The sequence below is a fragment of the Fictibacillus marinisediminis genome (assembly GCF_023149135.1).
GTDB lineage: Bacteria > Bacillota > Bacilli > Bacillales > Fictibacillaceae > Fictibacillus_C > Fictibacillus_C marinisediminis.
In genome coordinates, this window is the sequence record NZ_JAIWJX010000002.1 from 1,229,409 (window position 1) to 1,249,355 (window position 19,947).

19 protein-coding genes are annotated in these 19,947 nt (G+C 43.3%); 12 read left to right on the forward strand and 7 right to left on the reverse strand.

The window, feature by feature from the left end:
* Nucleotides 1-79 precede the first annotated feature (79 nt).
* Nucleotides 80-1,132, reverse strand: a complete 1,053-nt coding sequence (gene mnmH, locus LCY76_RS06755) for a tRNA 2-selenouridine(34) synthase MnmH (RefSeq protein WP_248251993.1) — start codon at nucleotides 1,130-1,132, stop codon at nucleotides 80-82.
* A gap of 172 nt (nucleotides 1,133-1,304) precedes the next feature.
* Here mnmH and LCY76_RS06760 point away from each other — a divergent pair, with 172 nt between their 5' ends.
* Entirely contained in the window at nucleotides 1,305-2,375 is a 1,071-nt protein-coding gene (locus LCY76_RS06760; protein WP_248251994.1) for a permease, read from the forward strand.
* A gap of 377 nt (nucleotides 2,376-2,752) precedes the next feature.
* Entirely contained in the window at nucleotides 2,753-4,477 is a 1,725-nt protein-coding gene (abc-f, locus tag LCY76_RS06765; protein WP_248251995.1) for a ribosomal protection-like ABC-F family protein, read from the forward strand.
* Between the two features lie 85 nt (nucleotides 4,478-4,562).
* On the opposite strand, the gene LCY76_RS06770 is transcribed toward abc-f, so the two are convergent.
* Both LCY76_RS06770 and LCY76_RS06775 read right to left on the reverse strand, forming a co-directional pair.
* The gene (locus LCY76_RS06770) at nucleotides 4,563-5,327 is read right to left on the reverse strand and encodes a MerR family transcriptional regulator (protein WP_248251996.1); all 765 of its coding nucleotides are present in this window, start codon (nucleotides 5,325-5,327) and stop codon (nucleotides 4,563-4,565) included.
* 139 nt (nucleotides 5,328-5,466) lie between these two features.
* Nucleotides 5,467-6,414: a nucleoside hydrolase gene (locus LCY76_RS06775; RefSeq protein WP_248251997.1), complete on the reverse strand. Its 948-nt coding sequence runs from the start codon at nucleotides 6,412-6,414 to the stop codon at nucleotides 5,467-5,469.
* A 241-nt stretch (nucleotides 6,415-6,655) separates the two neighbouring features.
* Here LCY76_RS06775 and LCY76_RS06780 point away from each other — a divergent pair, with 241 nt between their 5' ends.
* Nucleotides 6,656-7,378, forward strand: a complete 723-nt coding sequence (locus tag LCY76_RS06780) for an SGNH/GDSL hydrolase family protein (RefSeq protein WP_248251998.1) — start codon at nucleotides 6,656-6,658, stop codon at nucleotides 7,376-7,378.
* A 29-nt stretch (nucleotides 7,379-7,407) separates the two neighbouring features.
* On the opposite strand, the gene LCY76_RS06785 is transcribed toward LCY76_RS06780, so the two are convergent.
* The gene (locus LCY76_RS06785; protein WP_248251999.1) at nucleotides 7,408-8,271 is read right to left on the reverse strand and encodes a phosphotransferase family protein; all 864 of its coding nucleotides are present in this window, start codon (nucleotides 8,269-8,271) and stop codon (nucleotides 7,408-7,410) included.
* A gap of 127 nt (nucleotides 8,272-8,398) precedes the next feature.
* Nucleotides 8,399-10,426, reverse strand: coding sequence for an FAD-dependent monooxygenase (locus LCY76_RS06790; protein WP_336606277.1), 2,028 nt, complete (start codon nucleotides 10,424-10,426; stop codon nucleotides 8,399-8,401).
* 33 nt (nucleotides 10,427-10,459) lie between these two features.
* Here LCY76_RS06790 and LCY76_RS06795 point away from each other — a divergent pair, with 33 nt between their 5' ends.
* From LCY76_RS06795 to LCY76_RS06820, 6 genes are all read left to right on the forward strand, one after another.
* Complete coding sequence (locus LCY76_RS06795) at nucleotides 10,460-11,056, forward strand: GNAT family N-acetyltransferase (protein WP_248252000.1); 597 nt, start codon at nucleotides 10,460-10,462, stop codon at nucleotides 11,054-11,056.
* 216 nt (nucleotides 11,057-11,272) lie between these two features.
* Complete coding sequence (locus tag LCY76_RS06800; protein ID WP_248252001.1) at nucleotides 11,273-14,488, forward strand: DEAD/DEAH box helicase; 3,216 nt, start codon at nucleotides 11,273-11,275, stop codon at nucleotides 14,486-14,488.
* A 313-nt stretch (nucleotides 14,489-14,801) separates the two neighbouring features.
* Entirely contained in the window at nucleotides 14,802-15,578 is a 777-nt protein-coding gene (locus tag LCY76_RS06805; protein WP_248252002.1) for an alpha/beta fold hydrolase, read from the forward strand.
* Between the two features lie 92 nt (nucleotides 15,579-15,670).
* Entirely contained in the window at nucleotides 15,671-16,000 is a 330-nt protein-coding gene (locus LCY76_RS06810; RefSeq protein ID WP_248252003.1) for a helix-turn-helix domain-containing protein, read from the forward strand.
* A gap of 28 nt (nucleotides 16,001-16,028) precedes the next feature.
* The gene (locus LCY76_RS06815) at nucleotides 16,029-16,235 is read left to right on the forward strand and encodes a hypothetical protein (RefSeq protein ID WP_248252004.1); all 207 of its coding nucleotides are present in this window, start codon (nucleotides 16,029-16,031) and stop codon (nucleotides 16,233-16,235) included.
* 171 nt (nucleotides 16,236-16,406) lie between these two features.
* Nucleotides 16,407-17,072 carry an O-methyltransferase gene (locus LCY76_RS06820; protein WP_248252005.1) on the forward strand — a complete coding sequence of 222 codons (666 nt, stop codon included), beginning with the start codon at nucleotides 16,407-16,409 and terminating at the stop codon, nucleotides 17,070-17,072.
* 119 nt (nucleotides 17,073-17,191) lie between these two features.
* On the opposite strand, the gene LCY76_RS06825 is transcribed toward LCY76_RS06820, so the two are convergent.
* Nucleotides 17,192-17,713: a YfiT family bacillithiol transferase gene (locus LCY76_RS06825; protein ID WP_248252006.1), complete on the reverse strand. Its 522-nt coding sequence runs from the start codon at nucleotides 17,711-17,713 to the stop codon at nucleotides 17,192-17,194.
* 115 nt (nucleotides 17,714-17,828) lie between these two features.
* On the opposite strand from LCY76_RS06825, the gene LCY76_RS06830 reads away from it, so the two are divergent.
* The 3 genes from LCY76_RS06830 to LCY76_RS06840 all read left to right on the forward strand — a co-directional run bounded on the left by LCY76_RS06830 (nucleotide 17,829) and on the right by LCY76_RS06840 (nucleotide 19,178).
* The gene (locus LCY76_RS06830; RefSeq protein WP_062239352.1) at nucleotides 17,829-18,221 is read left to right on the forward strand and encodes a VOC family protein; all 393 of its coding nucleotides are present in this window, start codon (nucleotides 17,829-17,831) and stop codon (nucleotides 18,219-18,221) included.
* 112 nt (nucleotides 18,222-18,333) lie between these two features.
* Nucleotides 18,334-18,555 carry an SMI1/KNR4 family protein gene (locus tag LCY76_RS06835; protein WP_248252007.1) on the forward strand — a complete coding sequence of 74 codons (222 nt, stop codon included), beginning with the start codon at nucleotides 18,334-18,336 and terminating at the stop codon, nucleotides 18,553-18,555.
* A 5-nt stretch (nucleotides 18,556-18,560) separates the two neighbouring features.
* Nucleotides 18,561-19,178: a kinase gene (locus LCY76_RS06840; RefSeq protein WP_248252008.1), complete on the forward strand. Its 618-nt coding sequence runs from the start codon at nucleotides 18,561-18,563 to the stop codon at nucleotides 19,176-19,178.
* Here the strand turns inward: LCY76_RS06840 and LCY76_RS06845 are convergent, their stop codons facing one another.
* On the reverse strand, nucleotides 19,179-19,922 hold the full coding sequence (locus tag LCY76_RS06845) for an alpha/beta fold hydrolase (protein WP_248252009.1): 744 nt from the start codon (nucleotides 19,920-19,922) through the stop codon (nucleotides 19,179-19,181).
* Nucleotides 19,923-19,947: the final 25 nt, after the last annotated feature.

Sequence of the window (19,947 nt, forward strand, 5' to 3'; positions counted from 1 at the left end):
TAATAAATGAACTTTGCCTTCTCATACACCGACAAAATTGGATCAAAAAAACTAAAAAGCCGGCAAGGGCTGTAAAAACTCACAGAACTTGATGTACCGGCTTTCTTTTTTGAAGAATTTCTTTAATTTGGTCAATGGCTTCCGCAATATTATTAACTTTTAAGGTAAGTCGCTGGTCTTCTGGATATTCGACATCATGATGCTCGTAACGTGGATCATAATAGTGCTCAAGTAGCAGGCGGACAGCTGAATGATAGTTTCCTTCACTCAGATCATGTTCAATCTGAGCAGCTAGGGGTGTATGAATGCGTCGTTTGATCTTTTGAAACGCGGCAAGACATTCCTCGTGATGCTCCCACGGAAGATAGTCTTCAAGAATATGATTGACCCGTTCCTCAATCGGCATGTCCAGGAAAATATGAAGACCTTGCTGCTTCTTATCCGTTACAAAACCTGGAAGTACGACTTTTCCGATTCGTTTGCTCTCAGCTTCCATCAGAACAAAAGATGTATCTTTCAGTGCAAACAAATGATGAAAAAGGAGAGATTCAAACATTTTCTGGTTGTTTGGCTGAAGACCGATTTCTCCAAAAATGGAACCGCGGTGACCGGCCAATTGCTCAAGATCAAGAACGGGAAATCCTTGCTTGGCAAGCTCTTGAAGGATTAATGTTTTACCGGTGCCGGTATTTCCATGGAGAACGCAGGCTTTAGGAGCAAACTCCATCTCCTCTAGGTTTTTTACAATCCACTGCCGGTACACACGGAAACCGCCTTGCAGCCGGTAAGCGCGAATTCCCATGAGATCAAGCACAGTCGCAGTCGTTTTGCTGCGCATTCCTCCCCTCCAGCAAAAAACAGCTTTGGGTCCAGCGATCTTCGAGAATTCTTTAATAAAGGCAGGAAGCTTGGCAGAAACAATCTCGAGTCCTCGTTCCTTAGCGGCTTCCACACTTTGCTGTTTATATAGAGTCCCAACTTCAGCACGTTCTTCATCATTAAAAAGAGGGATGTTCAAGCTTCCAGGAATCGTAGAATCCTTAAATTCGGAGGGTGACCGTACATCAATGAGTGTGATCTCTTTTTTATTGTAGGATGACATAAGCTTTTCAATTGCAATATCCTGAAACACTGGTTTTTTCCGCCCTTCTGTACTGCACATCTATATCCTATTATAAATTACTTCTTCTCTAATTTCATTTTAGCCGAATTTTGGAAAGCTTAAAAATATGTTTTTGCAGGAACTGTGATATAATTTACTATCCAATCTTAAGGTCGGAAAAAAAACTTGGGTGGGGGAATCTATGTCTCAAATCAATCATAGTGTTCAAAATGGAAAATCCACCAGCAAAAAGGCAATCTGGTTCATTGTTATATTCATGGCGGTTGCCGCGGCTGGTTTGCTGTATGTAAAATGGTGGCCGTATTTTCAAAAGGTGATCTCAGCTTCAGCTACTCATTCTATCGGTCCATCGATCCTTGGTGATCAAGCAGCTTCGGCGTCACCATGGGTAAATGCTTGGGACTATGGAAAAGTGTATTTTCAGTCTGTATGGAAAGCTGCATTACTGGGGATCTTACTCGGTTCGTTGATTCAAGTGCTGCTTCCGTCACGATGGCTGCTTAAAGTGCTCGGAAAAACATCGTTTGGCAGTACAGCAGCAGGAGGATTGGCGTCTATTCCAGGCATGATGTGTACTTGCTGTGCGGCGCCAATGGCCGTGGGTATGCGAAAGAAGAAAGTGCCGATTGGAGCAAGCCTTGCTTTTTGGCTGGGTAATCCGACCATTAACCCGGCAACCCTGATTTTTATGACATTTGTATTATCATGGGAATTTACGGTACTGCGATTATTCTTTGGACTAATTCTCGTGTTTGGTGTCAGTTACTTTGCCAATCGTTTTGCCAAAAACGCTGAGCCAGTAGATATGGAGAAAGTGCCGGAAAGCGAGAACTTTGAGGAAGAGGAAGGACCGTTTTTCAGCAGATGGATGAAGAGCCTTGGCACCATGCTGCTCCATATTGGACCAGCTTACATTTTTTCTGTGCTCCTACTTGGTGCAGCACGTGTCTGGCTGTTTCCGCAGCTAAGTGAAACGGCGTCCAACAGCTTGTTTGCTGTTATCGGATTTGCTCTTGCCGGTATGCTGTTCGTTGTACCGACTGCTGCCGAAATTCCAATTATCCAGACGTTTATGCTCGTAGGTCTTGGTGCAGGACCTGCTGCTGCCTTGCTCATTACACTGCCAGCGCTAAGCTTGCCGTCCTTGCTCATCGTTTCAAGGTCCTATCCCAAACGTGTTCTGTCGTTTGTCACCTTATCGGTCGTCGTTTTAGGTGTGTTTAGTGGAATGGTGGGAATGCTGTTTCTTTAAGGCTTACTTCTCTCTGACAGAATGGTTTGCACAATTTTACCATAATCGTGTTATACTAATACCAACAATGTGAAGGAGGTATCCAATTAGACATTATGTGGAACTAATCCCCTTGTCGATCATGAAATCTGATTGCACGGCAAGTGATGCTCTGCGGGTTTTGGAGCGGGATGGGATACGTATGTCTATAGGAGACCCTCAACGGTTAAATTCAATGTATCAGTGTGCTGAAGCTGATCTAACGGTCAATGCACTATGAGGTGTTTTTTCGTATCTTTTTTCGCTTATCCAAAAACCGCAGGAATGCGGTTTTTTTTCGTCTTCAGATATCATGAATCCCTATTGCCTTTGAACGAAACGCAAAGCGGTGATTTTTGATGACTCTATTAAGCTGTCACGAATTAAGTAAAGAATTTGGTGAGCGCCTGATTTTAAAAGAGGTTTCTTTGGATCTGGACAGTAATGAAAGGATAGGTTTGGTTGGTGTTAATGGAGCGGGAAAGACTACTTTGGCTAACCTGATTTTCGGAACACTTCAGCCCGATAAAGGTTCTATCGTTAAACATAAAAATCCACTGAAGATCGGTTATCTTCAGCAGTCCACCTCCTATACGACCAATACTTTTTCACATATGCAGAGTGAAGAAGAGGATTTTCTGCAGATGACGAGCCGTCTCGGTTTAAAGAAAGTACAGAATTGGGATGAGAGCCGTTTCTCAGGATTAAGCGGAGGGGAGAGGACGAAGCTGGCTATCGCTCATATCTGGTCAACAAGACCCGACCTTCTCATACTGGATGAGCCGACCAACCACCTTGATTTTCAAGGAGTGGAATGGCTGATTCAGGAGTTGAGATCATTTACAGGTACCACACTGATCATCTCGCATGACCGGTATTTCCTTGATCAAACCGTGAATCGAATCATTGAACTGGAGGATGGCAAGGCTGTTGATTTTCCGGGGAATTATTCATTTTATCGGGAAGAGAAGGAGAGAAGGTACCAGGCACAGCTGCATCAGTATGAAGCACAGAAAAAGTACGAACAAAAAATACAATCTGAGATTGAAAGGCTCGACAACTGGTCGTCGAAAGCACACAGAGAAGCCGGGAAAGTCGGCAAGATGGCAGATATGCGCGGCACAAAAGAATTTTACAGAAGCAAAGCAAAGAGCATGGATAAACAGATCAGTTCCCGGATCAAACGCCTGAAAAAGATTGAATTGGAGGGTGTGGAAAAGCCAAAGGAGGAAACAAAAATACAGTTTGGCTGGGATAATCCGGAGAAACGGGGAAAGCGTCTGGTGGATGCGAAGGAAATCTCCAAATCCTTTAGTTCTCGATCCCTCTTTCGGAAAAGCTCGTTTTATATTAAACGAGGTGAAAGACTGGGATTGACAGGTCCAAACGGGTGCGGCAAGACGACACTCCTTAAAATGCTGACAGGAAGGGAGACCGTCGATTCGGGTGAGCTTTGGATCAGTTCAAGCGCAAAAATGGCCTATCTGACACAGGATGTTACAGACCTCCAATCGGAACAAACGGTAGTAAGCTTGATACACGCTATTTTTGAAGTTCGGTCAGAAGCCTCTAAGGCCCGGACCCTGCTCGCCAATATGGGGTTTGACGAACGATTGCTGAAGAAGCAGATTCAGCAATTGAGTCTTGGTGAACGGATGAGGGTGAAGCTCGCCTTGCTCATCATGCAGGAACATGATCTTCTGATTCTGGATGAGCCGACGAATCACCTTGATCTGGCAAGCAGGGAGCAGCTTGAGGAAGCATTGCTGTCGTTTAGCGGCACACTGCTTATCGTTTCCCATGACCGCTATTTCCTGGAAAAAACGTGTGAAAAGCTCCTGGTTTTTGAAGATGGAAACATAAGAAAAACGCAAGAAGGCTTTAAAGAGTTTGCTGAAGCCAAACAAAAACCGGTACAGTCACAAAATCATAAAACGGATCTTCTTGAAAAAAGGATGGTTATTGAGAACCGAATCAGTGCTGTTTTGGGAGAGCTTAGCCTCCTGTCTCCTGGTGATAAGGAATATACGAGGCTGGACCAGGAGTTTAAGCAGCTGATGGAGGATAAGAGAAAGCTTTCATAAAATAAAAACAAACAGCTTAGTTTTACTATAGTGTTACAGTCTGGAAAAAAACAGCCCACCTGAACCGTGCAGATGGGCTGTTTCCTTATTTTTTTACTCCCGTATAAATGTGAATCGCATCTCTTAAGAACTCAGCAGTTCCTGGCTGGTCTTTATCATAATGCTGTTTGAAGCGTTCATCGTCTACATACATTTGCGCCAGACCCGCATGGGCTTCTTTGCTGTATTCACTCCAGTAAAAACACAGCCATTGCTTATGAAGATCTGCTGCTTTTTGGGCTAGGTCTCCCGCAGGATCCCCAGTTTTAAAGGCTTCAGCCAACGAGGTCTTTAGTTCGTCCGCCAAATGATTTACTTCCTCATGATCTTCCTTCGTCATGTTTTTCAGCTTTTCATTGGATTGATTAATCGTATCATCACCGTATTTTTCACGAATCTCTTTTCCATATTGTTTCTCGTTATCATCAATGAGCTTCTTTTTAAAGCCTTCGAATTTTTCTTGATCTGTCATCGTCATTCTCCCTTCAGATGAAGCAATCGTTTTTTCCACATTATTAATAAGCAATTCCAATTGCTTTTTCTTGTCCAGGAGCTTCTCACGGTGTTCTTTAAGAGCCTCGGTCCCGTTAAAGGAAGGGTCAGTCGTGATCTCCTTAATCTTTTCCAGACTGAGTCCGAGCTCCCGGTAGAACAAAATCTGCTGTAACTGGTCTATTTCGGGCTGGCCATAGATCCGGTAACCTGACGAATTGATCCTTGCCGGCCTAAGGATGCCAATCTCATCATAATACCTTAGTGTTCTCGTACTGATTCCGGCCAGTCTTCCTAGCTTTTGCACCGTATATTCCATGTGAGCACCTCCTGACATCCTAAATGTACACCTTGACGCAGCGTCAATGTCAAACCCATTTTTAATATTCTTTTACAGCTTATTTTAGGACACTGGAAAAAGAATAACCCCTGCTAAAAGAGCAGGGGTTAGGATGACACTACATGAGTTCTCCGGTCATCACAGACATAAAGTCATTGTAAAACCAGTTAGAGTTAAAATCAAAAGCGATTCTGTGTGTTTTTTCGCCATTCAAGTCGGCATAAGGACGGATGTCAGCGATACTCTGTCCCTTTGTCACCCCGCTATCCGTGTTTATGTATACGGGAAGATGACGAAACGAGAACATGTTCTGATGCAATGTAGCCATCAGTGTGAGTGCATCATGAACAGGGCTTCCTTTAATACTCGGATTGCGCTTCTTATAAAACTCATAATAAAAATCGAGCAGAGGCTTAATAATTTTAGCTTTTCCTTTAGACTGAATGTAATCGACCATCTGGGGAGTGACGATGGCCCGGTCTGTTACATTCAGGGGAATAATCGTTACATTATTGGCATAGCGAAGTACGATTTTTGCAGCAATAGGATCTCCGTGAAAGTTCGCTTCCGATACAGCGGTAACATTGCCTGGCACCCAGAATGCACCGCCCATGATGTACACTTCTTTTACTTTATTAATCAAGTCATTATATAAGATGTACATGCTTGCAAGGGAAGTTAGTCTGCCTGTGTTTACAATCGTCAATTCACCCGGGTGCTGGTTGATGAGTGAGACAACTTCACAAAAGTTCTCAGTGAACCCTTGAGGGGGGAGCTGTTGGGGAGGTTTGATGTATCCCAAGCCGGACTCTCCGTGCACTTCCGGATAAAAGATGGGGTCTTCTCCTGTCATCGGTTTTTCGGCACCGAGTATGACCTTTGTATGCTGGGAGAGATTAAATAAATTAACCAAATACGTAATATTGCGCAATCCCATTACCCTGGGAACATTTCCGTAGTCCGCAACCACTCCAATGATATCCACTTGTTTACTTAAATACCCGTAAATTAAGGCAATCGTATCATCGATGCCAACATCCGCAAAAAGCAAAACCTTTTTGGCCATGGTATCACCTAATTAAATGTTTTTTACAACATATGACTAGAGGGTATGTAAAAGAATGGGAATTGCTGGAGGACTTTAGGCTTATATTTAAAGGAAAAAAGTCTGATAGGAGAGAATGTATCCTAGGTGCCTGTTCTAAAGTTTAAATGCCTGATTCATTGAATGACAACGGGTCCTGCGGGCTTACTTCCATTTAATCGCTTCATAAAGAATGGGTAACCCTTAAAGAGGAGAGGATTTGATGAAAAAATCTGTTGCCGCTTTGCTGGCGGCGAGTACGCTGTTCTCTTTTGCCCCATTGACCGCCTATGCCGACCATCAGGAAGAACAAAAGAAAGTTGAGTATATCGCTTTAGGAGATTCAATAGCCGCAGGTATGACGCCTTATGGTGACATTAACAAGAGCTATCCGGATTTTATTCAAAGCTATTTTAAAAGATCCCATGTGAAGCTATTAGATTATGATAATTTGGGTGTGCCAGGCTATACTTCTGAACAGCTGAAAGAGGATGTTTTAAACAATCCAGACGTGATGAAGGAGATTAAAGAAGCAACCCATATTACGATAAATATCGGGGCAAACGATCTTTTTCGCAAACTGATGACCGATCCAGCGCATGCTTCTGATGGGATTGCGGCTGCCAGTGCTAACCTTGAGAACATCCTGCAGGCAATCGATAAGCTAAACCCAAATGTGCATGTCTATGTGATGGGGTATTACAACCCCTTTTCTTATTATGATCAGGATAGCCAAGCGTTCTTAGATCCTTTGAATAACGCATTGAATTCTGCTATTAAGGAGGCAGCTGTATCAAATGGCGATTCGTATGTCCCGACAGGTGGCGCCATCGATCCGCATTTCCAGAAATACATGCCCAATCCGGAAGATAACCACCTCAACATCAAAGGATATAAAGTGATCGCTAAAGAGTTTTGGAGGGTGATAAAAAAGGATGTGAAGTAAGGGGGAAAAGAGGACCGGGGTCCTCTTTTTTATGCAGGTGAGACGAGGACTTTCCATTTCTCCCATGCCTTCAAATATGCCGGCAAGTCTGAAGGGTGATGCTGAGAGCTTCTGGCCAGCCGTGTGAAAAGACCGAGCAGTACTTCCTCATTGAGGACTTGTTCATCATAATTCCACATCTTTAATTGCCTTGCAGCAGGAATAATCGTTTCTTGTGTAAGTTCGTTTGGGGTAGAACAAAAAGCAAAGACAAGATCATGGAGCGGGTGGCCGATAAAGGTTTGAGGATCAATTAAACCAGAGAGCTCCTGCTCTGAGAACAGGAAATTATGATACCCGCAGTCTCCATGCAGCAAATAAGAGAGTTCAGATTCCTTGCTTTTGGACCTTTGTTTCGCAAGTTCAGCGATAAGCTCGTAATCTTCTTTTTCAAGCAGCCCAGAATGAATAATTTCTTTGACTGAACGTATTTCGTCCTCCAAAAATGGTTCTCTTGAATGCTTAAGGTCGTCCCTGTATCCCCATCCACTTGCTTCAGAAAAAAGTTGATAGTAATTGAGCACATGATGGACGAGGGAGGACAGGATGTTTGTTTTGTGCGTCCCGGAACTGTCTGTTGTTCCTGCAAGAAAGGGATAGACGATGAATCGGTTCGCGGGGTCTTTGTATACGAGAAGGGGCAGGAAAGGAATATTCTCGTATTCATTCAAGAATTCCGCCTCTGCCTTAATAACATTCGGTTCGTTGAACTTAAGCACCCATTGTTTTCTGCTTCCATCACGCAGTAATCCGATCGTACTGGTCGTTCCTCCGCTCAAAGGTTCGTACACGGCATCTTTTGATTCTATGATCCCTTGGGTGTATAAATCTTTCACAATCCTATCCGTATCCATGATCCGAACTCCTTTTTTGTTTGTATCTATTTAAAGAGTAGCAGATGCTAGGCCAAATGTTTCATAATTTTTAAGTTTAAAGATCAATCGGGCGGCATCCATTTTTAGCCTTCTGCCCTCTTCGTTTTTATATCGACATTAAGGGACGAATCCTGAACTTCTCAAAAAAGTGCTTCAGTTTCTCTATGTTTTGGGTATCATCCGCAAGAGCGACGTATCCATCCGGCCGGACAGCATATAAGGAATCCTTTTTAAGGCCAACATCCTCCATTCCAGGCTGCCACACAAAGGTATGAATCGCAAAGCCAGCGCTTTTACCATATTCCCGAATATCCGCATGAATTTCACCGTATACATGAATCTGCCAGTCCATTGTTTTCAGCGGATCGAAATTGTTGCCGCTCTCTGTCTGAATCCAGGGCAAGCGGTCGCCTCCGTGGATTTTTCCTGCTTTTCCCATGCTCAGTGCGCTGTCCCGGTATTCGATCCGTGTTTGTGATACGGTATTAAAGGCAGCCCTGCGTGCGGCAGTGAAACCAAGCAGCAATGGAGCGACATAGGGAATCAACACCGTACGGAACAGCCGGTTACGAGTATTGCGTCCTACTATCATTTGAAAGGCACGGTCGGTTGTTGAAACGAGTGTGCGGGCAAAGGCGATCCGTTCTGTTTCATACGTCTCAAGGATCTCAGGTTCTGCCTTGCCTTTCAGAACCCATGCAACCTTCCACGATAGATTAACCGCATCCCCAATACCGGTGTTCATCCCCTGTCCGCCTGCAGGACTATGAATATGGCCGGCATCTCCAGCTATAAAGCAGCGGCCCTTTCTAAAATGCTCACTGACCCGATGATGAACATGATAGGTTGAGAACCAATTGACTTTATCAACTTTTAAACCAATCTGATTTTCAGCGTAAGGCTGGATCTCATCGAATGTAATTGACGTGGACTGCTCAAGCTCACGGGGGATGATGCCGATCAGTCTGATCATTGCCGTACTTCTGACCGGCATATACAAACAGAACCCCCTTTCACTGAGATGTACTTTTAGTGAGCGGTCCTGTGTTTCTTTATTTGATGACTCCACATCAGCCACATAAAAAAGCTGTTCGTACGTTCCTCCGGCAAAGTCGAAGCCCAACCCTTTTCGTACGGTACTGTGGGCGCCGTCACATCCGCATAAATAGTGGAATTCAGCGGCTTCCTCCATACCGTCTTTCTTCAAAACGGTGCGGACTCCTTCGCTGTCATCCGTAAAAGAACCCAGCTCGGTGTTCCACTCAATGGTGACACCAGCCTTTTTAAGCTGTTCCACTAGAAATTGTTCGTTGACATCCTGAGGAAAACTTAAGGCAAAAGGAAAAGGGCTGATGTCCTTCCCAAGATCGCTGAACTTGAATTCTGCTTTTTCTTTCGTTCCTTCACGAAGATAAACAGATTTCATCGGGATGCCGAGGCTTACCACTTCGTCCGCAATGCCCAATTGACGGTAAAACTCTAAAATCCTTGCATGGACGACCAATGCTCGAGATGCTTCACCAGGTCCGGAATGTTTTTCAATAATGCGGAATGGAATCCCCATTTTTGAGAGCTGAAGGGCCAGGACAAGCCCTGTTGGACCTGCCCCGACAATCAAGACTTGAGGATTCATATCATCGTCTCCTTTCAGAATTACTGTTTGATTTTTAAACCAGGTGATCCCAAATGCTGCCAAGATTGCGAACAACACTCCTGTAATCAACTGTTTCGTGACGGCCAGCAGCTTTTCCTTTCGGGTATTAAAAACGGTATTGCTCATGACAGTGTAAAGAAGCATCGCTCCAATCAAGCTTGCCATCCGTAATGGCTGAAACATGGAAACAGGGGCGTTGCCATTTGCGCTGTGGGTTCCGAATGCATTGACATTGACCACGTCTTTTTTGATCGGTTCCTTTTCTACGACTCCATTTAGCATCTGGCCTGCAATAGCGGAAGCAGAACTGTTCGTCCCCTGATTGACTAAGATTTGAATCGTGGATGAAGAAGGGGAATGCATAGAGATCTGTTTTTGACTAAAATCCCTTGTGATGACAAGGGCTGCATAATACTTTCTGTCGTTTAGGCCCTTATGTCGTAAGAGTTGACGGATTCCCCCATATACGATGAGAAGCACCAATCATTAACCGGCTGCTTAGGAGAAGAAGGTATGAGGGAGCAATTTGTAGAATTGTTATTACGAAAATATTGGTATGGGAGAGGTAACTTGAAAATAGATAAAGTATTTGAATATGATATTAGTAATGAGCTTTCGGTGCGTATACAAGAATTATTAAATGGCAGTTTTCCAGATGTCTATCCAACGAATAGAATTTACTTTAAGCAGTTACCGCATTTTAGATTTCTAGCTTTTAATGAGGAAAGTCAACTCATAGGACATGTCGGACTGGATTACAGAGTGATGAATTTAAACGGAAAGCCCCTAAAAATACTCGGTGTAATTGATTTGTGTGTTTCGCAAAACGCCCGCTCACAGGGTATTGGTTCGAGGCTGCTTTTAGAAATTGATAGGTTTTCTCAGGGACGCGATATTGATTTTATACTCTTATTTGCAGATAACATGAACTTATATTTAAGAAATGGATATCAACCAGTTAGAAACAAATGCAAATGGATGCAAATTAATCATGAAACCCAAGTTACAAATGGTATAGGTACTGAACACATTGATGAATTAATGATTAAGCAAGTCGGTATGACAAATTGGAGGGAAGGGAATCTTGATTTATTAGGTTATCTTTATTGAGCTATGGGGGAATAGCAGTGTTGCAGGAGAGGAGCTAGATTGATTAGCTCTTTTTTTATTGTACCAATGGACAGGATGATGATACAAACAAAAAACCATTTTATCATCTCATAGGTAGGTGGAGTCATTGATTTTATAAAACCTCGCATATTTTCGGGATTTTTACTATCATATAACTAGCAGAGTCGAAACATCCTGAGTAAGGAGCCAAAACATTTGAATATCAAACTCAACCACAGCATCATCAAAGAAAAGTGCGGTACGGTCTCCTTCAAAAAAGGAGACTCTTTTTATCGAGCGGATAAAGTGTACTTTGAAAGTTACAATATGGATGCTTGTAAAGCAGCAGTTACAGGAACACAGGAATTTCATGTCACCATTGAACGGGATATGAACGGAGGCTTTCGGTCGGAGTGCAGCTGTCCGACACTGGCTTCATTTCAAAAGGATTGTCAGCACGTTGCAGCCGTTTTACTGGCGATTTACCATCACCAGCAACAAGGGACAGCTCCTCTGATTTCCGGTCGACATCTTTCTGAATCTCTGGAAAATCAAGAACTGACAGAAGATTTTCTGACACTTTTTAATGATCAGCACAAGCGATCAAGCAGGCATCAGCTTCATTTTGAAAAAAGGCAAGTGCTTGATGTGGAGTTTACCTGCAAACCCGTGGAGGTAAGCAAAGGACAAACCGTTTTAGGCCTAGAGGTGAAAATCGGTCCGGTTAAAGTGCAGCACATCCGGGACTTTCTTCAACGTGTGGAAGAAGGGAATACCAGCCCGCTTTCCCTTTCATTCACATTTGATCCGTGCCTCCATTGCTTTCAAATGGAAAACGATGCTGTACTTCAACAGCTTATAAAAGCCATGCATGATGAACAGGTATATATCGATGAACTGTTAGACCGGCCGAATGAGGTTACTCATAACAACACCTTATTTATCTCCCCTTCTTCTTGGGACATGCTGCTGCCTTTGCTTGAGAAAGCACCATGGGTAAAGCTGGAGTATGGCAACACGTATAGAAGGTTTCGGACATCGAAAGAACCGCTGTCTCTACAGTTTGACTTTGGAGAGGCGCAAGGAAATAGCTATCATTTGAAGATTGAAGGACTAAAGCAGATGGTCGTGTTGCATTCCTATCGCTCTGTCCTTTCAGCAGGAAAACTGTTTCAGTTAAAAAGTGATGACTGCTCACGCCTTTCAGAACTGAAACGAATGCTGGATGCATCAAGAACGAATGTCATCCCGATTTCTCAGAAGCAGATGGGGATTTTTTTAGAAAAAGTCATTCCAGGCTTGAAACGCCTCGGGGAAGTTCACGTATCTCGTGCGATCACCGAGCAATTTGCCAAGATACCGTTAACGGCAAAACTATATTTGGATCGTGTAAAGAATCGACTCCTTGCCGGGCTGGAGTTTCATTATGATAATATCGTCATTGATCCATTGGTCAGGCGTGATCTTCAGGAAAACTCCAAACTTATCAGAGATGTGGAGAAAGAGGAAATGATACTCAGGCTAATGGAGGAAAGCTCGTTTGCCAAGACAGATGGCGGATATTTTTTGCATAATGAAGAGCTGGAATATGAGTTTTTATATGATGTTGTTCCTAAACTTCAAAAGATCGCCCAAATCTATGCAACCACCTCTGTGAGAAATCGTATTTTCAGAGAGAATGCACGGCCGCAGATTAGAGTAAAGCTCAAAAAAGAACGGACCAATTGGCTGGAATTCAAATTTGATATCGATGGTATTCCTGAAGGACAAATACGAGATGTTCTTTTAGCACTCGAGGAGAAAAGAAAATATTTCCGTTTGAGAAACGGCTCGCTGCTTTCTTTAGAAACTAGGGAATTTGAAGAAATTCAACGTTTTCTGTATGCCTTGCCTGTTCCAAATCATGATCTGGAAAATGGCCTCAATCTACCTTTCATTCAGGGAATGCAAATGCTTGATACTGCTGAGGATCGTACGTTTGATTTGGAGAAATCCTTCCTTCAATTCTTGGAAAACCTGCAAAATCCGGGCAGCTTGGCATTCGAGGTCCCTGTAAACTTGGAACCGATCTTGCGAGATTATCAAGTACAAGGATACCAATGGATGAAAACACTTGCCAGCTATGGATTTGGCGGGATCCTTGCTGATGATATGGGATTGGGAAAAACGCTGCAAAGCATCACATTCATCGTATCGGTGCTTCAGAATATTCGTGAAAAGAAGTCTCCGGTCTTAATTGTCTGCCCGTCTTCTTTAACGTACAACTGGCTGAGTGAAATGAAAAAATTCGCTCCGGACATACAATCTGTGGTGGTTGATGGCGGTAAAGCAGAGAGATTAGCATTCATTAAGGAAGCATTGGATCATGATGTTATCATCACCTCTTATCCCTTGTTGCGCAAGGACATCGGGTGGTATGAGAAACAAGCTTTTCACACGGTATTTTTTGATGAGGCACAGGCTTTTAAAAATCCTGTGACGCAAACAGCACGAGCTGTGAAGAAGATCCAGGCAAATCATCGATTCGCGCTTACAGGTACACCAGTGGAGAATTCGCTGGAAGAACTGTGGTCGATCTTTCATGTTGTCTTTCCTGAGCTATTGCGAGGATTAAAGGAATTTAGTAATCTTCCAAAGAAAACCATTACACGAAGAATCTCTCCATTCTTGCTGCGGAGGTTAAAAGAGGATGTACTGATGGAGCTTCCTGAAAAAACAGAGTCCATGGAATCGGTGGCATTGCTTCCTGAACAGAAGAAACTGTATGCAGCCTATTTGGCGAAGCTGAGGCACGACACACTAAAGCATCTGGACAAAGATACACTTCGGAAAAATCGCATCAAAATCCTTGCTGGTTTGACGCGTTTACGGCAGATTTGCTGCCATCCGGCTTTATTTGTAGACAGTTACAAAGGGACATCAGGGAAATTCAAGCAGCTCATGCAGATTGTAGAGGAATCCAAGCTATCTGGAAGAAGGGTGCTGATCTTCTCTCAATTTACGAAAATGCTGGAGTTTATAGGAAGGGAATTAGCGAACCAAGGCCTTCCTTTTTTCTATCTGGATGGACAAACTCCCTCCATGGAACGGGTAGAGCTATGCAATCAATTCAATTCAGGTGAACGTGATCTATTTCTCATTTCCTTGAAAGCGGGAGGGACGGGCCTTAACTTGACAGGTGCTGATACAGTCATTCTTTATGATATATGGTGGAACCCTGCTGTCGAGGACCAGGCAGCTGACCGTGCCCATCGGATGGGGCAGACCAATGCTGTACAGGTCATCAAACTCGTTACCCGAGGTACAATCGAAGAAAAAATGAATGAATTGCAAGAGAAAAAGAAGGATCTCATTGAAGAGATTATTGGCGTTGGGGAGAAGCCGGCTTCGTCCCTTACTGAAGAAGATATTCGGGAAATTTTGATGCTATAGAAATATGATTGTTGCTAATAACGAGGCACTGCTGGATTGATTCCAGCGGTGCTTTATTGTATGTTCTTTTATGAAAATGACGTGATATGCAAGTAATCCTTGTCGAACCGCAAGTAACGGCTGTGAAATCGCAAGTAAACTCTGTCGAACCGCAAGTAAACGGGCCAAAGCCGCAAGTAAACCCGCTTAAACCCGCAAGTAACGACCCAAACCATCCATTGGGTTTTCTGTCTCTGCTAAAATAACGTTCTGTTCAGAAAGATAAGTGGATTATAATGGAAAGTATCGTTCTGTAAAAAGAGGAGGAATCGAGATGCCAGAAGCAAAGATAAACGGAATTCAACTGTATTACGAAGAGTATGGAAGCGGCCATCCCTTTATTCTATTGCATGGGCTTGGCGGTGATCATCAGATGTTCGGCCATGAAATTGAACAATTAAAAGCACACTATCGTGTCATTGCCCTTGATTCAAGAGGGCATGGCAAGTCGGAAAAAGTTCCTCAGTATACGATGGAAGATCATATTCAGGATGTGATCGGCTTAATGGATCACCTGCTAATTAAAAAAACAAACATTTTGGGAGCTTCCATGGGCAGTTACGTTGCTCAAGGGGTGGCGATTGCTGTGCCAGAACGTGTGGAGAAGCTGATTCTGGTTGTTGCCAAGGCGTTTGGGAAAACCTCGTCAACAGCAAGGCTCCTGGCTGAACATGCAGATGAAGTGAAGGGTCTTACGCAAGAGGAACAAATGTATGCTCTCTCAAAATATATTTTTCATGACCTGCAGGCGGTGGGTGAATGGTCTCAAAAGCTTGCGGTTAATGTCCCTGTGCTGACTTTCGAACAGCAGGAGGCTGCCAACAGAGCCCTGGAAAACTTTGATTTCCGTCCGGAATTACATAAGATCACTGCGAATACCCTTTTGATCAGTGGGAAATATGACGGTTTGAATCCTCCAAAGGATGGAAAAGAAGTGGCCAGTCTGATTCAGAAATCATGCTTCGAGGAGTTTGAGAAATCCGGGCATGCGCCGAGCGTGGAAGAGCCGAAACGTTATACAGAAGTAATCAATAACTTTTTAAGATCTTAATCCCCAACTTTTATAGTAAAATTTTCCAAATGATTGTATAGTTAAAATGAAAGGATGCATAAAGTTTTTAAAGTTGGAGGGTAGGGGCGGGCATGAAAAATTATTCAGTTGCATTGTCTATTATTTGTTTAGCCATAGGAATCACAGCGGGAAGCTGGTTTATATCTGACGCACTTAGCAGCCCCAAAGCAATCCATACAACAACCGGGGAAACTGCTCAAAAGCAACTATTAACACAGTCGGAGTTAGCGGGATATCTAGGGTTAACTGCAGAAGAAGTTAAGAAACTGGGTCCTCAACTAGATAGCGGAGATGACCTTGAGAGTGAGCTTCCATTTATTAAAGTGGGGAGCACGGTGTATTTCCCCAAAAAAGGAGTTGATAAATGGCTGCGAGAAACGCAATCCATGATCATTCAATAGTTTCAATTAAGCAATAGGAGGTGGATGCATGGCAGTGAGCAGAAATGCTAAGACCATAATTCTTGTTATTTTAGGTTTTGTCATTGTGATTTTTGCTCTTCAGAGAATGGGGATAGATGCTCATTTTGCTTTTTATCATGTTGTTCCCTTTTTAACGGCCTATATTCTTCCCTGGATTGCCCTCTATTGGCTGATCCGGCTGGTCAAAGTGATAGAATCCAAGAATTACAATTAAGAAGGCTGCATGAAGCAGTCTTCTTTTTAATGGAAAAGTGATTCCGCAGCAATGGCTGGGATAAATGCCAGCCAATGGCTGGTAACATATCGCTCATGCAGAAGGAAAAGCAAGGATGACAGCGAAAGTAAAGATTTGTAGATATAGAATGGGATAAAAGGAGAGAGCGCAATGGAGGAAACGTGGAGTATTGTCGATGCTTATTTCAGCTCAAAGCTTCATGGAGCTGATCCGGATTTGGACTATGTTCTGAAAGCCAACAGTGAGGCAGGTTTACCGTCAATTGATGTCTCACCCAGTCAAGGGAAGTTTCTTTATCTGCTGACCAAGCTAAAAGGAGCAAAACACATCCTTGAAATTGGTACGCTTGGCGGCTACAGCAGTATTTGGATGGCACGTGCGCTGCCGGAAGACGGACGTCTCATTACCTTGGAATACAGCCAAAAGCATGCAGATGTAGCAAGAGAGAACATCAGGAAAGCAGGAATGGACCACAAAATTGAAGTTCTTGTAGGTCCTGCCCTTGAATCTTTGCCAACGCTTAAGGAAAAAGGATTCTCTTTTTTTGACTTTATTTTTATTGATGCAGATAAGCCAAACAACCCAAACTACTTAAAATGGGCACTTATGCTTTCCAAGCCAGGTACAGTAATCATTGGGGACAACGTAGTGCGTGACGGAGAAGTAGTGGATGGCAACAGTCAGGATTCCAGTGTGCTGGGTTCACGAGCATTGATGGACCTGTTGGCCAATGAGCCAAGGATCGAAGCGACAGCGATGCAGACGGTAGGAAGCAAAGGCTACGATGGGTTTGTTTTTGGCATAGTAAAAGAGTGAGGGAAGCACATATGATCGAACTTCGGAAAATAACACTGACAAACCATAGAAAAAAGACTCGGGAATATTGGATTGATTTATAGAAGAAAAAGCCAACGCATGAACCATTGGCCATTTATTTACCAGCCTGACCGCTGGCGGAGCGACGTGATATGAGCGATATGATGACGGCTATGCCAGGAATACAACCCGATGTTCTGCGCTAGTGTTACAACTCCGGAATCGGGATGAGTGAATGTCTTTTCAAGATCAGCAGTGGTTAACGATTTAAGCAGTACGATCCAGCGTTCGTGGAGAGCTTCCAGCAATTGAATGGAAACCGCAATCGGGAGTATAGAATCAGGCAGCTCGGCCCATTGATCTTCCTTGTAAGGCCTGATGACTGGATTCTCTTCTGTGAGCGCCAGTTTAAAGCGTGTATAGCTGTTAAGGTGGCTATCAGGCAAGTGATGGACAACCTGCCTTACTGTCCAGCCTCCAGGACGATAAGGAGTATCCAATTGTTCTTCTGTAAGATCGTTAACTGCTTCTTTCAGTTGATTAGGCGCTGACTCAATGTCATGGATCCATTCTTCAATCTTTTTCGCTGTAATGTCTTGATCTAGTGCAAATAAGCCAACCGGATAGCGTAAATCTATCATTATTCGTTACTCCTCACTTAACTTAGTAGAAAGTCATCTATTACTATTATACATAAGCATGCAGGTTGTGGATTAAAGTGATCGTTAATTTAAATATGCAGGGAGTTGAGTGGAAATGTCCAAAGTAACACCTTTTTTAATGTTCGAAGGCCAAGCAGAGGAAGCGATGAACTTTTATGTTTCACTCTTTGATGATTCAGAGATTACAAAGATTACTCGATACGGTGCAAATGAGGGAGGAGCAGAAGGTTCAGTAATGAAGGCGGAGTTCAGCTTAAACGGGCAGCGGTTTCTCTGTATCGACAGCAGTGTGAAGCATGAATTTACCTTTACACCTTCAATCTCTATGTATGTAACCTGTGATACAGAAGAAGAGATTGATAGAGTATTTCAGAAATTGTCAGAGGACGGACAAGTCTTAATGCCGCTAGGCTCCTATCCATTTAGCAGGAAGTTTGGCTGGACATCGGACAAGTTCGGCGTATCTTGGCAGCTGACCCTAGCGTGACATGGTGCCAGGCACCCCAATTACACAAGTGTGTAATTCAGGTGCCTGGCACCTAGAGTTGAATCGAAGACGATTAAGGAGAGTTTATGGAGCCATTTGTACAAGAAACGAAATGAAGACAATTTCTGAGGAAGAATCAGTATCTACAGTTAGCTGTACATTTAATCCTCCAGCAGATCACAAGAAGAATGAAGCATTTGAGAAAAAGCATGGACTTACTCTGCCCGTTGATTATAAAGCCTTTCTTGTTTTGCATGAAGGAGCAGCTTTTTGGAATTGGCCGATTTTTACAGCTGAAAATTTTTATAACAAAGATAATAGTGAAAGAGTGTAAAAAGCATGCAGATAAATATATCTTCTATCATCAAAAAAATCCCAAAGCTAAAAACAGGCCAGCGCTTCATCCTTGGAATCGATGGGCTAAGCCGCTCAGGAAAAAGCACCTTGGCAAAAGATTTACAACACCATCTCATTCAAAATGAAGTTTCACACTTTTTGATTCATATTGACAATCACATCGTGGAAAGGGAATTACGCTATCACACCGGCCGGGAGGAGTGGGCTGAGTATTATCATCTTCAGTGGGATGTAAAGGAGCTTACTCGAAGCATATTTAGCCGATTAAAAACCGGCAGACGGCTTGAGGTCCCATTTTATAATAACGATTCCAATACCCTCAGCCTTAAGGAAGTTCAGCTTCCAGAAACCTGCCTCATCATCATCGAAGGCGTATTTCTTCAAAGGGAAGAATGGAGACCGTTCTTTGATTATCTCGTCTATTTGGATTGCCCGAAAGAGACAAGATTTCTGCGGGAAAGTGAAAGAACGCAGCAAAACATTATGAAATTCCAAAATCGATATTGGCCGGCGGAAGATTATTATCTTAAAACCGTAAGGCCGAATCAACAGGCGGATCTTGTTCTGTACAATAACCACATGAAAAAACCAGCACTGTGACTAGTGCCGGTTTTCTTTATTGAGCCAGGATAGGATTTCTTTGATCACCTGATCCTGCTGTTTCTTGTTGGAGATACCTGCTTTTTTGTCACCGGCTTGAGGACCATACATGCCAAACTGGGCATTATTCCCGCCTTTGATTTCATAGTAGGTGGTGTCAGCCGGATTAAACGATTTGTAGCCGCTGATCTTTGCTTTTGTGCTCAAGCCGTCTCGTTCTCCATAGATAGAAAGAAGAGGGAAGTGGGCATTCGATAAATTTGAACCTTCCGTTGTATAAGAACCAAGGAAGATCATACCTTTAATCTTATGTGGGTGTTTCAAGGCATAAGCGGAAGCTGCTGATCCGCCCAGTGAATGGCCAGCGATATACCATTTCTTAATATCAGGATCAGCTTTCATCGCCTCTTCGGCTTTGTTTTTGCCGAGTAGAGCCAGGTTCAGCGGCATTTCCGGTATGACAACGAGATAACCGGCATCAGCTACCTTTTTCGCCCAGTAGGAATAGGCGGTTGGTTCAACTTTAGCTCCAGGGTAAAAAATCACACCATCCCTTGGTTCCTTGTTTTTCGGTTTGAAAATATAAAGGCCGTCTTTATGCTGGACCTCATTTTTCACATCCACTAATTGGTTCAATTGAGCCGTAGGTTTAAAGGTCTTTTGTGTCCAGATGAAAAAGCCGCCGGCATAGACAACTAGCAAGACTAACAAAATGATAAGGACAAGCTTCAGTTTCTTATTCAAGTAAATCCTCCACGTGTTCTCCCGG